Source organism: Sphingomonas sp. BL-S-30, from assembly GCF_055521475.1.
Window position 1 is genome coordinate 2501 of the sequence record NZ_CM145481.1, and the last position, 16907, is coordinate 19407.

At 64.8% G+C, this 16907-nt stretch carries 8 protein-coding genes, 1 tRNA gene and 2 rRNA genes; 6 read left to right on the forward strand and 5 right to left on the reverse strand.

Annotated elements, in window-relative coordinates; all coding sequences use genetic code 11:
- The first annotated feature begins 3 nt into the window (after positions 1-3).
- The 3 genes from ACZ1I5_RS00020 (at position 4) to ACZ1I5_RS00030 (ending at position 3324) form a co-directional block, all read left to right on the forward strand.
- Positions 4-2799, forward strand: a 23S ribosomal RNA gene (locus ACZ1I5_RS00020).
- Positions 2800-3044: 245 nt separating this feature from the next.
- Positions 3045-3159, forward strand: a 5S ribosomal RNA gene (gene rrf, locus ACZ1I5_RS00025).
- An 88-nt stretch (positions 3160-3247) separates the two neighbouring features.
- Positions 3248-3324: transfer RNA gene (locus tag ACZ1I5_RS00030), tRNA-Met, on the forward strand.
- Positions 3325-3420: 96 nt separating this feature from the next.
- Here the strand turns inward: ACZ1I5_RS00030 and ACZ1I5_RS00035 are convergent.
- Positions 3421-4779 carry a sigma-54-dependent transcriptional regulator gene (locus ACZ1I5_RS00035; protein ID WP_465171700.1) on the reverse strand — a complete coding sequence of 453 codons (1359 nt, stop codon included), beginning with the start codon at positions 4777-4779 and terminating at the stop codon, positions 3421-3423.
- Complete coding sequence (locus ACZ1I5_RS00040) at positions 4779-6566, reverse strand: sensor histidine kinase (RefSeq protein WP_465171701.1); 1788 nt, start codon at positions 6564-6566, stop codon at positions 4779-4781. Before ACZ1I5_RS00040 ends, ACZ1I5_RS00035 begins: the two co-directional genes overlap by 1 nt.
- 220 nt (positions 6567-6786) lie before the next feature.
- Here ACZ1I5_RS00040 and ACZ1I5_RS00045 point away from each other — a divergent pair, with 220 nt between their 5' ends.
- From ACZ1I5_RS00045 to ACZ1I5_RS00055, 3 genes are read left to right on the forward strand one after another with little or no spacing between them, the layout of a single operon-like run.
- Positions 6787-8133: a dicarboxylate/amino acid:cation symporter gene (locus tag ACZ1I5_RS00045; RefSeq protein WP_465171702.1), complete on the forward strand. Its 1347-nt coding sequence runs from the start codon at positions 6787-6789 to the stop codon at positions 8131-8133.
- A gap of 18 nt (positions 8134-8151) precedes the next feature.
- Positions 8152-11259: a TonB-dependent receptor domain-containing protein gene (locus tag ACZ1I5_RS00050; RefSeq protein WP_465171703.1), complete on the forward strand. Its 3108-nt coding sequence runs from the start codon at positions 8152-8154 to the stop codon at positions 11257-11259.
- Between the two features lie 11 nt (positions 11260-11270).
- Positions 11271-12197: a PEP-CTERM sorting domain-containing protein gene (locus tag ACZ1I5_RS00055; protein WP_465171704.1), complete on the forward strand. Its 927-nt coding sequence runs from the start codon at positions 11271-11273 to the stop codon at positions 12195-12197.
- Between the two features lie 21 nt (positions 12198-12218).
- On the opposite strand, the gene ACZ1I5_RS00060 is transcribed toward ACZ1I5_RS00055, so the two are convergent.
- Genes ACZ1I5_RS00060 through ACZ1I5_RS00070 form a run of 3 tightly spaced genes read right to left on the reverse strand, consistent with a single transcriptional unit; the run spans position 12219 to position 16786 of the window.
- The gene (locus ACZ1I5_RS00060) at positions 12219-13439 is read right to left on the reverse strand and encodes a molybdopterin molybdotransferase MoeA (RefSeq protein ID WP_465171705.1); all 1221 of its coding nucleotides are present in this window, start codon (positions 13437-13439) and stop codon (positions 12219-12221) included.
- Positions 13432-14211 carry a uroporphyrinogen-III C-methyltransferase gene (cobA, locus tag ACZ1I5_RS00065; protein ID WP_465171706.1) on the reverse strand — a complete coding sequence of 260 codons (780 nt, stop codon included), beginning with the start codon at positions 14209-14211 and terminating at the stop codon, positions 13432-13434. Before cobA ends, ACZ1I5_RS00060 begins: the two co-directional genes overlap by 8 nt.
- Positions 14204-16786, reverse strand: coding sequence for a molybdopterin-dependent oxidoreductase (locus ACZ1I5_RS00070; protein WP_465171707.1), 2583 nt, complete (start codon positions 16784-16786; stop codon positions 14204-14206). The genes cobA and ACZ1I5_RS00070 overlap by 8 nt, the downstream gene beginning before the upstream one ends.
- Between the last annotated feature and the right edge of the window lie 121 nt (positions 16787-16907).

Genomic DNA, 16907 nt, shown 5'->3' on the forward strand with positions numbered 1-16907 from the left:
TCTCAAGCGTAAGGTAAGGGCAATTCGTGGATGCCTTGGCGCATACAGGCGATGAAGGACGTGGCACGCTGCGATAAGCGTCGGTGAGGTGTGAGCAACCTTTGACCCGACGATTTCCGAATGGGGAAACCCACCTATCCCGTTTAACTTGAGCGTTCTGGGTAACCAGGGCGACCAAGCTAAATGGGGCTAGGTATCACTTAAGTGAATACATAGCTTTCGTGAAGCGAACCCGGCGAACTGAAACATCTCAGTAGCTGGAGGAAAAGACATCAACCGAGATTCCGTTAGTAGTGGCGAGCGAACGCGGACCAGGCCAGTGCCTGGAGTTCAACTAGCAGAACAGTTTGGAAAGACTGGCCATAGCGGGTGACAGCCCCGTATGCGAAAGTGAGACTTCAGGACTCGAGTAGGGCGGAACACGTGTAATTCTGTCTGAACATAGGGGGACCACCCTCTAAGCCTAAATACTCGTATGCGACCGATAGTGAACTAGTACCGTGAGGGAAAGGTGAAAAGCACCCCGATGAGGGGAGTGAAACAGTACCTGAAACGGATTGCCTACAAGCAGTAGGAGGGCTCATGTGGCCTGACTGCGTACCTTTTGTATAATGGGTCTGTGACTTAATGTATCAAGCAAGCTTAAGCCGTTAGGTGTAGGCGCAGCGAAAGCGAGTCTGAATAGGGCGACTAAGTTTGATGTATTAGACCCGAAACCCGGCGATCTAGGCATGACCAGGATGAAGGTGCGGTAACACGCACTGGAGGTCCGAACCGATTAACGTTGAAAAGTTACCGGATGAGTTGTGTTTAGGGGTGAAAGGCCAATCAAGCCGGGAAATAGCTGGTTCTCCGCGAAAACTATTTAGGTAGTGCCTCGGATGGACACCGCAGGGGGTAGAGCACTGGATGGGCTAGGGGGTCGCGAGATCTACCAAACCTAACCAAACTCCGAATACCTGCGAGTGATATCCGGGAGACAGACGGCGGGTGCTAAGGTCCGTCGTCAAAAGGGAAACAGCCCTGACCTACAGCTAAGGTCCCCAAGTCGTGTCTAAGTGGGAAAGCATGTGAAACTTCCAAAACAACCAGGAGGTTGGCTTAGAAGCAGCCATCCTTTAAAGAAAGCGTAACAGCTCACTGGTCTAAATAAGAGGTTTTGCGGCGAAGATGTAACGGGGCTCAAGACACGCACCGAAGCTTAGGGTTCATCGCAAGATGAGCGGTAGCGGAGCGTTCCGTACGCCAGTGAAGGGATCTGGTAATGGATCCTGGAGGTATCGGAAGTGCGAATGCAGACATGAGTAGCGATAAAGAGGGTGAGATGCCCTCTCGCCGAAAGACCAAGGGTTCCTGCGCAAGGCTAATCCGCGCAGGGTGAGCCGGCCCCTAAGACGAGCCCGAAGGGGGTAGTCGATGGGAACCACGTTAATATTCGTGGGCCTGGTGGTGTGTGACGGATCTCGTGAGTTGTTCGCCCTTATTGGATTGGGCGGGCTTCGAAGAGGTTCCAGGAAATAGCCCCACCGTATAGACCGTACCCGAAACCGACACAGGTGGTCAGGTAGAGTATACCAAGGCGCTTGAGAGAAGTGTCCTGAAGGAACTCGGCAAATTGCCTCCGTACCTTCGGAAGAAGGAGGCCCTCACTATGCGCAAGCACTTTGAGGGGGCACAGGCCAGGGGGTAGCGACTGTTTAGCAAAAACACAGGGCTCTGCTAAGTCGGCTTCAAGACGACGTATAGGGCCTGACGCCTGCCCGGTGCCTGAAGGTTAAGTGGAGTGGTGCAAGCTGCGAAATGAAGCCCAGGTAAACGGCGGCCGTAACTATAACGGTCCTAAGGTAGCGAAATTCCTTGTCGGGTAAGTTCCGACCTGCACGAATGGCGTAACGACTTCCCCACTGTCTCCAGGACATGCTCAGCGAAATTGAATTCTCCGTGAAGATGCGGAGTACCCGCGGTTAGACGGAAAGACCCCGTGCACCTTTACTGCAGCTTCAGAGTGGCATTAGGAAAGAACTGTGTAGCATAGGTGGGAGGCTTTGAAGCGACGGCGCCAGCTGTCGTGGAGCCATAGGTGAAATACCACCCTGTTGTTTTCTGATGTCTAACCTCGATCCATGAAACTGGATCAGGGACCCTCTGTGGCGGGTAGTTTGACTGGGGCGGTCGCCTCCTAAAGAGTAACGGAGGCGCGCGAAGGTTGGCTCAGGACGGTTGGAAACCGTCTGTTAGAGTGCAATGGCATAAGCCAGCCTGACTGCGAGACTGACAAGTCGAGCAGAGACGAAAGTCGGTCATAGTGATCCGGTGGTCCCTCGTGGAAGGGCCATCGCTCAACGGATAAAAGGTACGCCGGGGATAACAGGCTGATAACCCCCAAGAGCTCATATCGACGGGGTTGTTTGGCACCTCGATGTCGGCTCATCACATCCTGGGGCTGGAGCAGGTCCCAAGGGTTTGGCTGTTCGCCAATTAAAGTGGTACGTGAGCTGGGTTCAGAACGTCGCGAGACAGTTTGGTCCCTATCTGCCGTGGGCGTCGAAATTTGAGAGGAGTTGACCCTAGTACGAGAGGACCGGGTTGAACATACCTCTGGTGTACCTGTCGTTTCGCCAGAAGCGCAGCAGGGTAGCTATGTATGGACGGGATAACCGCTGAAAGCATCTAAGCGGGAAGCCTCCCTCGAGATAAGATTTCATAGAGCCGTCGGAGACCACGACGTTGATAGATCGGATGTAGAAGTGCGGTAACGCATGGAGCTAACCGATACTAATTGCTCTATTTGCGCTTGAGAGTCCCACCATCAACGACAATCCTGGGTTCAGATCCAGCACTGTCCGCGATCGTCGGATGATTGACAGCAACGCCTAATAAACAACTACACCTGAATTCAGGCTAAAGCGTGCATCGATTTTAAGGGAACCCATCAAAGTATCACTTTGATGGGACCCGTAAGAACCGTTTTTCGAGACAGATCCTCACAAGGGATCTGCCCGCGGTCAGGAAACTGACCGCGAGCTGTCTCACCGGCCTCATTGCTTGGTGGCTATAGCGTCAGTGCCCCACCCGATCCCATCCCGAACTCGGCCGTGAAACCTGACTGCGCCGATGGTACTATTGCTCAAGCAATGGAAGAGTAGGTCGTCGCCAGGCATTGAAGCCGGTGAAACAACACGAAAAACGGATCTATCAGAACCCATTCACAGTCATCCACCCGCCAACCAGCGGGTGCGAACCTTGGCGCGGGGTGGAGCAGCCCGGTAGCTCGTCAGGCTCATAACCTGAAGGTCACAGGTTCAAATCCTGTCCCCGCAACCAACGGACAACACAGCCCGCAGGCACGCGCCTCGCGGGCTTTTTTGCGTCTCCAACGCACAACCGCCGATGCTCCTTCTCGACGTAAAAGCTCCTGGGTCAGCCCTTGCCGGCTCCACCGCGCGTCCGGAAATCCTCCACGCGAATGCCCAGCCGCGCGACCTTGTCGTAAAAGGTTTTCCGCGGAATCCCGAGCAGCGGGAGCGCCGCCGCCACACTGCCCCCCGTCGCCCGCAGTGCCTCCTCGATTGCCTGTGCCTCGAACTGATTGACTCGCGACGGCAGGCTCGGCCGGGGACCGGCCGGCACCGCCGCGGCTGGTTCGGCCAGGCCAAGGACCGCGCCGAACGCGAAGTTGCGCAACTCCCGGACATTGCCCGGCCAGTCATGCGACCGCAGATGACGGCGCATGGCGTCGGTTAGCAGGAATTCAGTAACGCCGGCCTGCTGCTTCGCCTCTTCGACGAAGCGCGCGAACAGGCTCGCAATATCCTCGGGGCGTTCGCGCAGCGGCGGCACGCGCAGCCGGACGAGGTTCAGCCGGTAATAAAGATCCGGCCGGAACCGCCCGTGCATCGCCGCATCGGCAAGGTCGGTCTTGGTCGTCGCGATGACGCGCAGATCGACGCTCCGCGGTCGAGTATCGCCGATGGGATGGACCTCGCGCTCCTCGAGCACCCGCAGCAGCCGGGACTGCAGCGGAAGCGCCATGCTGTCGATCTCGTCGAGCAGCAGGGTGCCGCCGCTCGATGCCTCGATCTGACCGACCCGGGCGAGCCTGGTGTGCGGCACGCTGTCCGCCGCATGGCCGAACAGCCCGACCTCGGCGAGCGCCTCGGGCAGCGCGCCGCAATTGACCGCGATGAACGGCCGGCTTCTGCGCGTGCCCATCCGGTGCAGCAACAGCGCAGCAAGTTCCTTGCCCGTCCCGGTTTCCCCCTCCACCAGCACGTCGATATCGGCGAGCGCGAGCTGCCGGATCGTGCTGCGCAGCTGCACCATCGCCGCGCTGTCGCCGATCAGCGGGCCCCCCTCGTCGACTTCGGCCGCCGCGCGCAGCCGGCGATTGTCGAGTACCAGCAACCTCTTCTCCAGCGCCTTGTTGGCGGCCGCAACGAGGTGATCGGTGGCAAAGGGCTTGGTCAGGAAATCGAACGCGCCGTCGCGCAGCGCCCCAACCGCCATGGCCACATCGGCATGGCCGGTGATCAGGATCACGGGGATGTCAGGGTCGATCGCGCGGACGCGCTCGAGCAACTGCAGTCCGTCGATCCCCGGCATGCGGATGTCGGAGATGATTGCGCCCGCAAAGTCGGGCCGGATCTCGGGCAGTGCCTCGGTCGCGCTGGCAAAGGGGCGCACGCTCAGGCCGGCCAGCTCGAGCGTCTGGATCGTGGCCTGGCGCAGCGGCGCGTCGTCCTCGACGAAGAAGATGCTCTGCTCGGTCGGGAACAGCATCAGGCGCGCTTCAGCCTGAGGATGAAGGCCGCCCCGTCGAGCGCGGAGCTGCCGATCTCCAGCTCGCCGCCGAATTCGCGGGCGATGTCGCGCGCGATGGCGAGGCCGAGGCCGAGCCCTTCCGGCTTGGCGGACACGAAGGGCGCAAAGAGCTGATCGGCGATGGTCGGGTCGACGCCCTGGCCATTATCGCCGACCGTCACGGTGACATCGCCGCCCGAGGCGGTCGCGCCGATCAGGATGCGGGGCGCGGCCACGCCGTCGACCGCGTCGAGCGCGTTCTGCAGCAGATTGACCAGGATCTGCTCGAGCCGGACCCGATCACCGGCGACGTGGGTGTCGCGCATCGCCGGCGGCAAGTCGGCCGTTACTACTTCGCGCGCGCGTTCGCCGAGGATCAGCAGCGCGCCGTCGATCACGGAGCCCAGCGCGATGGCCCCGCGCGCCGGGGTACGACGCCGGGCGAAGTTGCGCAGCTCGGCGGTGATCGATCCGATCCGCGCGGTCAGATCGATGATCTGGGCGAGGTTGCCGCGCACCGGATCGATCTGGTCGCGGTCGAGGAAAATGCCGGCATTCTCGGCAAAGGTGCGGATCGCGGCGACCGGCTGGTTGATCTCATGCGCGACGCCCGCCGTGATCTGCCCAAGCGAGCCGAGCCGGTTGGCCTGGGCCAGCTCCTCGCGTGCGGCGCGGAAGCGGCGCTCGGCCTCGACACGCTCGCGGGATTCGATGGTGAGCTGGCGGTTGGTCTCGCTCAGCTCGGCGGTGCGCCGCACGACTTCCTGTTCCAGCGCCGCCTGCGCCTCGCGTTGGAGCTGCCGTTTCTCGCGCGCACGCCACGCCAGCCCGGCGACCGCGCCGAGGACGACCAGGATACCGAGGCCCCAGAGCCGTACCCGCGTCGTCGCGGCGGCGAGCGGGGCGGCAAGCGGTTCGAGATGGACCAGCTGCGACCCCGCCAGCGGCACCGGAAAGGAGCCGGCACGATATCGCGCTTCGGTGCCGCTAAGCGTGGCTGTTGCCGCCGCGCCCGACAGGGTGATCGGCGCGGCCTGGGGCGGCCCGCTGCCGAACTGCAAGGTCGAGCGCGCCTGCGCCAGCGTCGCGGCATCGAGCGGATGCGTGGCGCGGAAACGCCAGCCGGGCACGCTGGTGATCAGGATCACGCCGTGCGCATCGGTGACGAAGCTCGGTCCCGGCGTGCGCGCCCAGGTCGCTTCGAGCCGGTCGAACTCGACCTTGACCACCACGACCCCCACTGCGCGCCCGCCGACTTCGAGCCGCCGGGCGAGGAACAGGCCCGGCCGCCCGCTGATCGTGCCGAGCGCGAACAGTTCCGAGGCGCCGCGCGCCATGGCTCCCCGAAAATAGGGGCGGAAGCTGTAATTCTGGCCGACAAAGCTGGTCGGCAACCGCCAGTTGCTCGCCGCGACGGTCAGGCCGCCCGCGTCGATGGCGTAGATCGCGGCGGCGTCGGTACGGCTGGCGAGCAGTTCGAGCGTGCGATTGAGCCGCTCGACCGCTGCCGGCGCATGAGTCTCCAGCGCCGTCGCGACATCGGGATATTCGACCAGCACCAGCGGCAGCAGCCGGAATTTCTGCAGCTCGCTGGCGAGCAACCCGGCATGGCTCCGCGCGGTCTGGCTGGTTGCGGCATCGGCGGCCGACTCCGCCTGGGCATTGGCCCAGCGCGCTCCGGCCCAGAGCAGCACGGCGCCGACGGCGATCAGGAGCAATGCTGCCGCGACGAGCCGAAGTCTGATAGCATTTGGTCGGTCGGCCATTATGAGCGACATACCACACAAATCTCCGCTGTCATGTGCGGAAATGCGCACAGTTTAAATCGACCAGCAGGCCATGCTCATCTAAATAATCTATATTTCTCAATCATATGTCCTCCCATTTCGAAACTCTCCCAAGCGGCGTTCTGGCGTCGTAGTTTCACACCCAGCCGCTCACCAGAAAGTGGCCGACAGCGCGGTTTCGCGCGCCGAGAGGGACTGAATGACGATCACCGTCGCCACTGCCACCGACCAACCCCGTGCGCGCGTCCCGCTTTGGCGGCACCTTTATGCGCAGGTATTGGTCGCCATCATTCTGGGCGTGACGCTCGGCCACTTCTGGCCGGTCTGGGGCGCAGCGATGAAACCCGTCGGCGACGGCTTCATCAACCTGGTCAAGATGGTCATCGCGCCGGTGATCTTCCTGTCGGTGGTCAGCGGCATCGCCAGCGTCCGGCAATTGTCGTCGGTCGGCCGGGTCGCGGCCAAGGCGTTCGGCTATTTCCTTGCCTTCTCGACGCTGGCGCTGATCCTCGGCCTGATCGTCGCCAATGTCGTGCAGCCGGGCGCCGGCATGAACGTCGATCCCGCCACGCTCGATCAGGGCGCGGTCGCCACCTATTCGCATAAGGCGCACGAGACCACGATCACCGGTTTCCTGTTGTCGATCATCCCGACGACGATGGTCTCGGCGCTGACCGATGGCTCGATCCTGCAGACGCTGTTCGTCGCGATCCTGTTCGGCATCGCCATGTCGCTGGTCGGCAAGCCCGCCGAGCCTGTCCTGGACCTGGTCGAGCGGCTGGCGCTGATCGTGTTCAAGCTGGTCGGCATATTGATGCGGGCGGCGCCGATCGGCGCGTTCGGGGCGATGGCCTTTACCATCGGCAAATATGGCGTGGGATCGCTGGTCAATCTCGGCGCGCTGGTCGCGACCTTCTATTTCACGTCCTTGTTCTTCGTGCTGGTGATCCTGGGCGCGGTCGCGCGGGCGCATGGCTTCTCGATCGTCCGGCTGATCGTCTATCTGCGCGCCGAGCTACTGCTGGTGCTCGGCACCTCCTCGTCCGAAGCGGCTTTGCCCAGCCTGATCGGCAAGATGGAAGCGGCCGGCTGCGACAAGACCGTCGTCGGGCTGGTCGTGCCGACCGGCTATTCGTTCAATCTCGATGGCACCAATATCTATATGACCCTGGCGGCGCTGTTCATCGCCCAGGCCTGCAATGTCGACCTGTCGCTGTGGCAGCAGATCAGCCTGTTGCTGGTGGCGATGCTGAGTTCGAAGGGCGCGGCCGGGGTTACCGGTGCCGGCTTCATCACGCTCGCATCGACCTTGTCGATCGTGCCCGACGTGCCCGTCGCCGGCATGGCGCTGATCCTCGGCGTCGACCGCTTCATGTCGGAATGCCGCAGCCTGACCAATTTCATCGGCAACGCCGTCGCGACCGTGGTGGTCGCGCGCTGGGAAGGCGCGCTCGATCGCACCCGTCTCGACGCGGCGATGGCCGGCCAACCACTACCGCTTGAATCAGTGATCGCACCGGACGTCGCAACGGCGCTGGCAGAATGACGAATGGGGAGAGAGAAGATGAACCTTGCAATCCGATCGGCGGCGCTGCTTGCCGGAACCGCCTTTGCCGCGCTCGTGACCGCCGGCGCCTGGGCGCAGGAAGCGCCGGCCGCGCCCGCCTCGCAGGATAGCGGCTCGCTCGCGCCGACGGAGGAGGATGCGGCCGAGGTGAAGGACATCGTCGTCGTCGGGTCGCAGATCAAGGGGTCGAGCGTCACCGCCGCGCTCCCCGTCACCGTGCTCGATTCGAAGCAGATCGACGCGACCGGCGCGCTGACCGGCGACGACCTGATCCGCGCCATCCCGCAAATGGGTGACGTCACTTTCAACCCCTCGAACAACCCACAGACCAGCAACGCGGCGCGCGGCGACGTCAATTCGATCAACCTGCGCAACCTCGGCGTCGGCAACACGCTGGTGCTGCTCAACGGCCGCCGCCTCGTCTCGCATCCGGTCAGCCAGGCGGGCGAGGGCAATGTCCCCGTGCTGGGCTTCAACTCCAACTCGCTGCCGGTCGCCGGCATCGAGCGGCTCGAAGTGCTGCGCGACGGCGCGGCCGCGATCTACGGCGCCGATGCCGTGGCCGGCGTGGTCAACACCGTGACCAAGAGCGATTACAAGGGCGTGTCGATCGACGGCCGCTTCGGCTTTGCCGAAGGCACGCATCGCAAGGAATATCAGATCACCGGTTTCGCCGGCACCGACTTTGCCGGGGGACGCGGCAATGTGTCGCTCTATCTCGATTATACCCGGCGCACCGCGCAGCTTTCGGGTGACGAAGCCTATACGGCGACCAACGATCTGCGTTCGCTGTTTCTCCAGGACCCCGACTTTTCCAGCAGCGCCAATCCCGACAGCCGCGCGACTCAGTCGCCCTGGGCAAATCTCGCCGTCGTCGGCGGTCCTGGCACGATCCGCCGCGGTACCACCGCCGTTACCAGCTCGACTGGTCTCTTCCACACCCAGTCGGCGCTCAACCCCGGCTGCGTCGTCACGATCAGCGCCGATACCTGCCTCGGCACCGGCACGCGTGCGACCGGCACGACCTTGCGCAACGAGCGCTTCGACAATGCCGCGGACACCACGGTCTCGCCGCGCATCAGCCGCTTCAACAGCTTTCTTAGCGCGCATTACGACGTCTCGGATGCCTTCACTTTCTATACCGAGATCGGCTATTACAAGGCGAAGAGCCACGCGGTTCAGCCGCCGACGATCAACCTGAACGCGATCGTGGTGCCGGCGACCAATTACTGGAATCCGTTCGGCCCGACCGTCTTCGCCAACGGTACGGTGAATCCAAACCGTATTTCGGGCCTCACCAACGTGCCCGCCGCCGGTCTGCCGGTGCGCCTGTCGACCTACCGCTTCGTCGATACCGGTCCGCAATATGTCGACGTGACCAACTCGCAGTCGCGCTTCCTCGGCGGCGCGAGGGGCAAGATCGGCAGCTTCGATTTCGACACGGCCTTCCTCTATTCCGAGGCGATCGCGACCGACCAGTCCGACGCCATCAACATGACCAAGCTGCAGCAGAGCCTCGCGCTGTCGACGCCCGACGCCTATAATCCGTTCAGCGGCGGCTGCTCGGCCAATCCGAGCATCGGCGATTGCTCGCCCTCGTCCCAGGCAGCGATCGACGCGATCACCTTCAAGCTGCGCCGGCACGACAAGACCACCCTGGCGCTGGGCGATTTCAAGGTGTCCAACGGCCATCTCTTCGCGCTTCCGGGCGGCGATGTCGGCATCGCGGCGGGCATCGAGGGCCGCCGCGAGACTCAGCGCGACGATCGCGATCCGAACCTCGACGGGCGGATCCAGTTCGTCGATGCGGTGACCGGGGAGACCTCGATCAGCAATGTCGCGGCGGTCAGCCCGACGCCGTCCACCCGGGGCGACCGCTTCGTCGCCTCGGCCTTTGGCGAACTCGCCGTGCCGTTGGTCTCGCCGGACATGAACATCCCGCTGGTCCGGCGCCTCGATCTGCAGCTGGCCGGCCGTTACGAACATTACAGCGATTTCGGATCGGTGGCGAAGCCGAAGGTCGCCGCCGCCTGGGATCTGGTCGATGGCCTGCGCCTGCGCGGTTCCTGGTCGCAGGGCTTCCGCGCGCCGAACCTCGAACAGACCAAGACGGTGCAATATTCGCGGCTCAGCTCGAGCAGTGTGATCAATCAGGATTTCTATCGCTGCGAAGCGGACGTACGCAAAGCCGCCATCGCCAATTTCAACACCTGCACGCGCAACATCAGCTACACCATCCTGATCAGCGGCAACCCGGACCTGAAGCCGGAGGACAGCACCAACTGGACGGTCGGCGCGGTGATCGAGCCCAAGTTCATCCCGCGCCGTTTCGGCCGGCTGACCCTGACCGCCGATTTCTGGTCGATCCACCAGGTCGGAATCGTCGGCCAGTTCGGCGCGCAGAACGCGCTGGTGCTCGACTATCTCCTGCGCCTCCAGGGTTCGAGCAACCCCAACGTCATCCGCGCGGCGGTGACGCCGGACGACACCGCGGTGTTCGCCGGATCGAACCTGGCGCCGGCCGGGGCGATCCTGCAGATCAAGGACCAGTTCACCAATCTGCTGCCGCAGACGGTGCAGGGTGTCGATCTCGCGCTGCTCTATCGCCTGAACGATACCGGGATTGGCGATTTCGATCTCAACATCAACGCGGCGCGGCTGACCAAATATGCCCGCGAGAATCCCCCGATGGTGCAGACGCTGTTCGATGCGCGCTCGGCCGGCACGATCAACGCGGCGACGCCGCTCACTGACGGCAGCGATCTGATCGAGGTGCGCGGCAAGCCGAAATGGCGCGTCACCGGGTCACTCACCTGGACGCTCGGCCAGGTTCAGATCGGTGGCTTCGCCAACTTCACCAGTGACGTCAACGACACCAATTTCCTCGATGCATCGGGCAATCCCTATGTCATCCAAGGCCAGACGACGTTCAACCTCTACGCGCAATATCGCTTCAAGGGCGGCGCGCTGGACAATACGCGGATCCGCGTCGGCGCGCGCAACCTGTTCGACAAGCAGCCGCCGATCACCGCCGATGGCTATTTCGGCTCGCTCTACAATCCCTATGGCCGTTACTGGTACGTATCGATCGGCAAGAAGTTTTGAGGAAGACGCGGATGAAATTGGGCAAGATCGGGTTGCTGCTGGCGGCGTCGTTCGTGGCGCTGTCCCCTGTCGCGGCGGTCGCGCAGGTGCAGGCGCCCGTCCCCCCGCCGGTGATCTCCACGGTGGCGCCGCCGGCCCGGACGATCCTGTTCGTCGGCAACAGCTTCACGCAAGGGGCGCATTCGGCGGTGCGCCGCTACCGTACGGACACGGTGACTGACCTCACCAATGACGGCACCGGCGGCGTGCCGGCGATCTTCAAGCTGATGACGCAGGAGGCGGGGCTCAATTATACCGTCAGCCTGGAGACCCAGGGCGGCAAGGGCCTGGATTTCCATTACGACACCAGGCGCGCGTTGCTCGATCGCAAATGGGATGTCGTTGTGCTGCAGGAATTCAGCACGCTCGACCGGGCCAAGCCGGGCGATCCCGGGCTGCTGGTGACCTATTCCCGGCTGCTCGCGGCGATGTTTCGCCAGCGCAATCCGGCGGTGCGGATCGAGTTCAGCTCGACCTGGTCGCGCGCCGACGAAACCTATCAGCCCAAGGGCCATTGGTTCGGCAAGCCGATCACCGCGATGGCGCTGGATCTGCGCGCCGGCGCCAATCTTGCGCTGGCCAATCGTTCGATCGACGGGATCATCCCGATCGGCGAGGCATGGAACCGCGCCTTTGCCGAAGGGGTGGCCGATCCCAATCCCTATGACGGGACCGAGTTCGGCAAGACCGATCTTTGGACCTATGACCAGTATCACGCGAGCACGGCCGGCTATTATCTCGAGGCACTGATGATCTTCGGCAAGGTCACCGGGCTCGACCCGCGCTCGCTCGGCGCGACCGAGAAGGCGGCGGACGATCTGGGGCTGTCGCCGAAACTCGCGACGGCGCTGCGCGATATCGCCTTCAGGCAGCTTGAGGCGGAAAAGGCGCCGCGCTGACCAGGTCGGCGGGCACCCGTATCAGAAGTCCAGGATCATGGCGGCGCCGCCGGTCGGCTCGGCCGGGGCGTCGCGCCTGCGCCGGATCAGCACATTGGCCGAAGCGAGACTGGCCTGTGACGAGGCGACCTGCCGGTCGAGTGCCCTGACGGCGACCCCATCCCACTCACCGCAGAGGAAGCTCTCGCGATTCCCCGCTTCGCCTAGCGGTGCGCCAAGCGCTGCCGGTCGCCAGTCCAACGCCGCGCCCGTCGGTCTGCCACTGAGCAGGCACAGCAACGGCGCAAGGAACAGCCGCGCGGTCACCAGTGCGGCGGTCGGATTGCCGGGCAGACCCAGCACTTGCGTACTGCCTGCCCGGCCATACCACACGGGCTTGCCCGGCTTGATCGCCACGCCGGCAAAGACCCGGTCGAGGCCAAGAGCGGCCAAGGCCCCGCGCGAATAGTCCCGCTCGCCGACCGACGCGCCACCGGTGACGATCAGCACATCCGCCTCCGCCATCGCAACCCGCGCTTGCGCTTCGATCATGTCGCGATCGTCGGCGACCAGCGCCATGCCCGAGATCGTCGCGCCCCATTCGGTAGCGAGCGACGCGATGGCGAGCGAGGTGCTGTCGGGGATCGACAACATGCCGCCGCTGGCCAAGCCCGGCCGCGACAGTTCGTCGCCGGTCGCGAGGATGAAGAGCCGAGGCTTTCGCCACACGGTCAGGGTCGCCGCATCCGCCGCCGCGGCGATCAGCATCGCCCGCGCATCGAGCCGCCGATCCGCGGACAGCAGCGCCTGGCCTGCCGCGAAATCGGATCCGCGCGGCCGGACATGGCATCGGCCCTCGGCGGCGGGTACGGCGACCTCGTCACCGTGCCGTACCGCCCGTTCCTGCACGATCACCTGGTCGGCGCCTTCCGGCATCGGCGCGCCGGTGAAGATACGGACGGCTTCGCCCGGACCGATCGCGCCCCGGAACGGACGGGCAGGGAAGGAGGCGCCGACAACCTTCAGGCGCGCAGCCCGCCCGCCCTGAACCGCATACCCGTCCATCGCCGCCAGGTCGGCCCGCGGGGAATCGAGCCGTGCCCGTACCGGCCCTGCCAGGATGCGGCCTGCGGCATCGGCCAGCGCCACCCGTTCCCGGGCGAGGGGTGTTGCTGCCGCCGCCATATGCGCGATCGCGGCGTCGAAGCCGAGCGTGGCCCGGCAGGGTGTGCTCGGGCGGAGAGCGAAAGCAAGGTCAGACATGCCGGCGCGCCGCGTCGAGTATCGCATCGAGGTCGGCCGCGCGGCGCGCGCGCATCGCTTCGCCGATCAGGATCAGCGCTGGCCCGCCGGTCGCGGTGCCGATCGCGATCGGCAACAGGTCGAGCCGCGTATGGACCAGCCGTTCCTCGGCGAGGCTCACATCCCCGGCGATCAGCACCGGTGTCGCGGCGGACAGCCCGTGGGCGATCAACTTGCGGCAGATTTCGGGCGCGGCACTCCGGCCCATATAGAAGACCAGCGTGGCACCGGGATCGGCCAGCGCGCTCCAGTCGAGATCGATTGCCTCGCCCGCCCGCGCCTGGGCAGTGACGAAGCGCACCTGCCGCGCCGATCCGCGCAGCGACAGCGACACCCCCGCGCTCGCGGCGGCGGCGCTGGCCGCAGTGATGCCGGGGCAGATGCGCGCGCGCACCCCTGCCAGCGCCAGCGCGTCCATCTCTTCCGCCGACCGCCCGAAGACCGACGGGTCGCCACCTTTCAGCCGCACCACACGCTCGCCATCGAGCGCAGCCCTGACCAGCAGCCCGTTGATCGCCTCCTGGGTGCGCGAATGCCGCCCGGCGCGCTTGCCCACGGGCACGCGGCGCACATGCTCCGGGATCAGGTCGAGCACGCCCGGCCCGACCAGCGCGTCGTGGAATATCACCGAGGCAGCGGCGATCAGCCGCTCGGCCTTGCGTGTCAACAAATCGGGGTCGCCGGGGCCGGCCCCGACCAGCCAGACTTCGCCGGGGGCGATGAGCTCAACCATAAGCGGCTTCCTTTTGCGGTGGGAGCAGGGCGGCAATGGCGGGGCGGCACGATCCGCAATTGGTGCCTGCGTTGATCGCCGCACCGACGGCCTCGACGCTGACCAGGCGTTGCCCGGCAATCGCGTCGAGGATGGTGTTGAGCCCGACATCGAAGCAGACGCAGATGATCCTGCCGCGATCGGGCGCCGGCGTGGCGGGGCGCCCCGCGAGCAGTTCGAACGGCGCGGCATCCGCCTGGCCGAGCTGCGCGATCAGCCAGTCGCGCGGCGGCAGTCCGCCACTACGCGAGATGAACAGGGCCGCCCGGAGCGCGCCATCGACCATCACCGCGGATCGGATCACACCGCGCTTGGTGTCGACCATCTCGGCCCGCTCGCCCTCGGGCATCAGCGCGGTGAGCGCCGCGATATCGCCGTCGCCCGCCAGTTCGGTCAGCCAGCCGTTCGCGGTGCGGATCAGCGTCCAGTAAGCGCAATCGGGTTTGGCCGGGAGGTCGCGCGATAGCAGGAAACCGCTCCACCCCGGCTTGTACGGGGTGGCGGTCGCCGGCGTATTCTTGAAGCCGGGCTGGCCCGACACCGGATCGCGGTCGCGCCCCGGCAACAACCCCGCCCGGCCGCCGCCGCTGGTCTGGTCGGTCCAGTGGATCGGCACGAACAGCTCGCGCCTCCGCTGGTCGGGCGTGCTGGCGACGCGAAAGACGCTCGATCCTTGCGGCGTCTGAACGCGCGCCAGCCCCCCATCGACTAGCCCGAGCCGTTGAACGGTGTCGGGATGTACCTCGACCAACGGCTCGCGGCGATGCTGGGAGAGCTTCGGCGACAGGCCGGTGCGCGTCATGCTGTGCCACTGGTCGCGATAACGCCCCGTATTGAGCCGCAACGGAAAGGCGCGATTGCCATCGTCGCGGGGCACATGGCGAACCGGCACCAGCCGCGCCTTGCCGTCGGGCGTGGCATAGCTCCGCGCCGCGAAAGGCGAGGGGCCGCCCCATTGGAACGGCGCCATGACGTCATAATCCTGGTTCGACATCGCTGCCTTGTCCGAGATATCGAACACCCGCGCGCCGTCATTCTCGAACCCGGTCTGCGCGGCGAATTCGCGGAAGATGCTCGCCGCGTCGGGATAGTCGAACCCCGCAAAGCCCATGCGCCTCGCCACTTCGGCGATTGCCCACCAGTCTGGCTTCGCTTCGCCCGGTGACGTCATGAAGCCACGCTGGCGCGAGATGCGGCGTTCGGAATTGGTGACCGTGCCGTCCTTCTCGCCCCAGCCGGTCGCGGGCAGCTTCACCTGCGCGTAGAAACTCGTGTCGGTCGCCGCGATGCAATCGGAGACCACGACGAACGGGCAATTGGCCAGCGCCACCCGCGCCATCCGCGCATCGGGCAGCGAGACGGCGGGGTTGGTCGCCATGATCCACACCGCCTTTATCCTGCCCTTGGCCATCGCGTCGAACATGTCGACGGCCTTCAGCCCGGGCCCGGGACAGATCGTCGGCGACTGCCAGAAGCGCTGCGCCCGGTCGCGCTCCGCATCGCTGAACCCCATATGCGCCGCCAGCATCGAGGCGAGCCCGCCGACTTCGCGCCCGCCCATCGCATTGGGCTGGCCGGTGATGCTGAACGGCCCCGCACCCGGCTTGCCGATGCGCCCGGTCGCGAGGTGCAGGTTGATGATCGCATTCGCCTTGTCGGTGCCGCTGGTCGACTGGTTCACCCCCTGGCTGAACAGGGTGACGGTGCGCGGATGCTCGGCGAACAGGTCGTAGAACGCCTGCAGGTCGGCGGGCGCGATATCGGAGGTCTTCGCCACATCGCCGGCAGGCAGGGTTTTCCAGAACCCCTCCGGCATCACGACATGCTCGGCAAGGTAGCGCCCGTCGAGCCGCCAGACCGACCGCATCTCGGCGAGCAGCCCGGCGAACAGCGCGACGTCGCTGTCGGGCGCGATGGCGAGGTGGAGATCGGCCCGCTCGGCGGTCTCGGTGCGGCGCGGGTCGATCACCACCAGCTTCGTGCCGCGCGTCGCTCGTGCAGCCTCGATGCGTTGCCAGACGATCGGGTGACACCAGGCGGTGTTCGATCCGACCAGCACGATCAGGTCGGCGGCGTCGAGATCGTCATAGCTGCACGGCACCACATCCTCGCCGAACGCCCGGACATGCGCCGCCACGGCGCTCGCCATGCACAGCCGCGAATTGGTGTCGATATTGGCGGTGCCGATAAAGCCCTTCATCAGCTTGTTGGCGACGTAATAATCCTCGGTCAGCATCTGGCCCGAGGCGTAGAAGGCGACGCTGTCCGGGCCGTATTCGGCGATCGTCGCGGCGAAACGGCTGGCGACGAGGTCCAGCGCTTCATCCCAGCCCGCCTTTCGGGAGCCGATCATCGGGTGCAACAAGCGCCCCTCCAGCCCGATCGTCTCGCCGAGATGCGTGCCCTTCGAGCAGAGCCTGCCGCGATTGGCGGGGTGGTCGGGGTCGCCTTTTATCGCGGCTGTTCGGTCGCCTGTAGGAGTCGCGACCACACCACAGCCGACGCCGCAATAAGGACAGGTGGTTTTGACCATCATTCCCCTCCCTGAAAGGGAGGGGCAAGGGGTGGGTCAGCTTCGAGGGGGCTCGATGCCCCCTCGAAGCTTTGTATCATGTCGCGACGAGTTTTATTGGGCGCGCAGACGCGCGCACCCACCC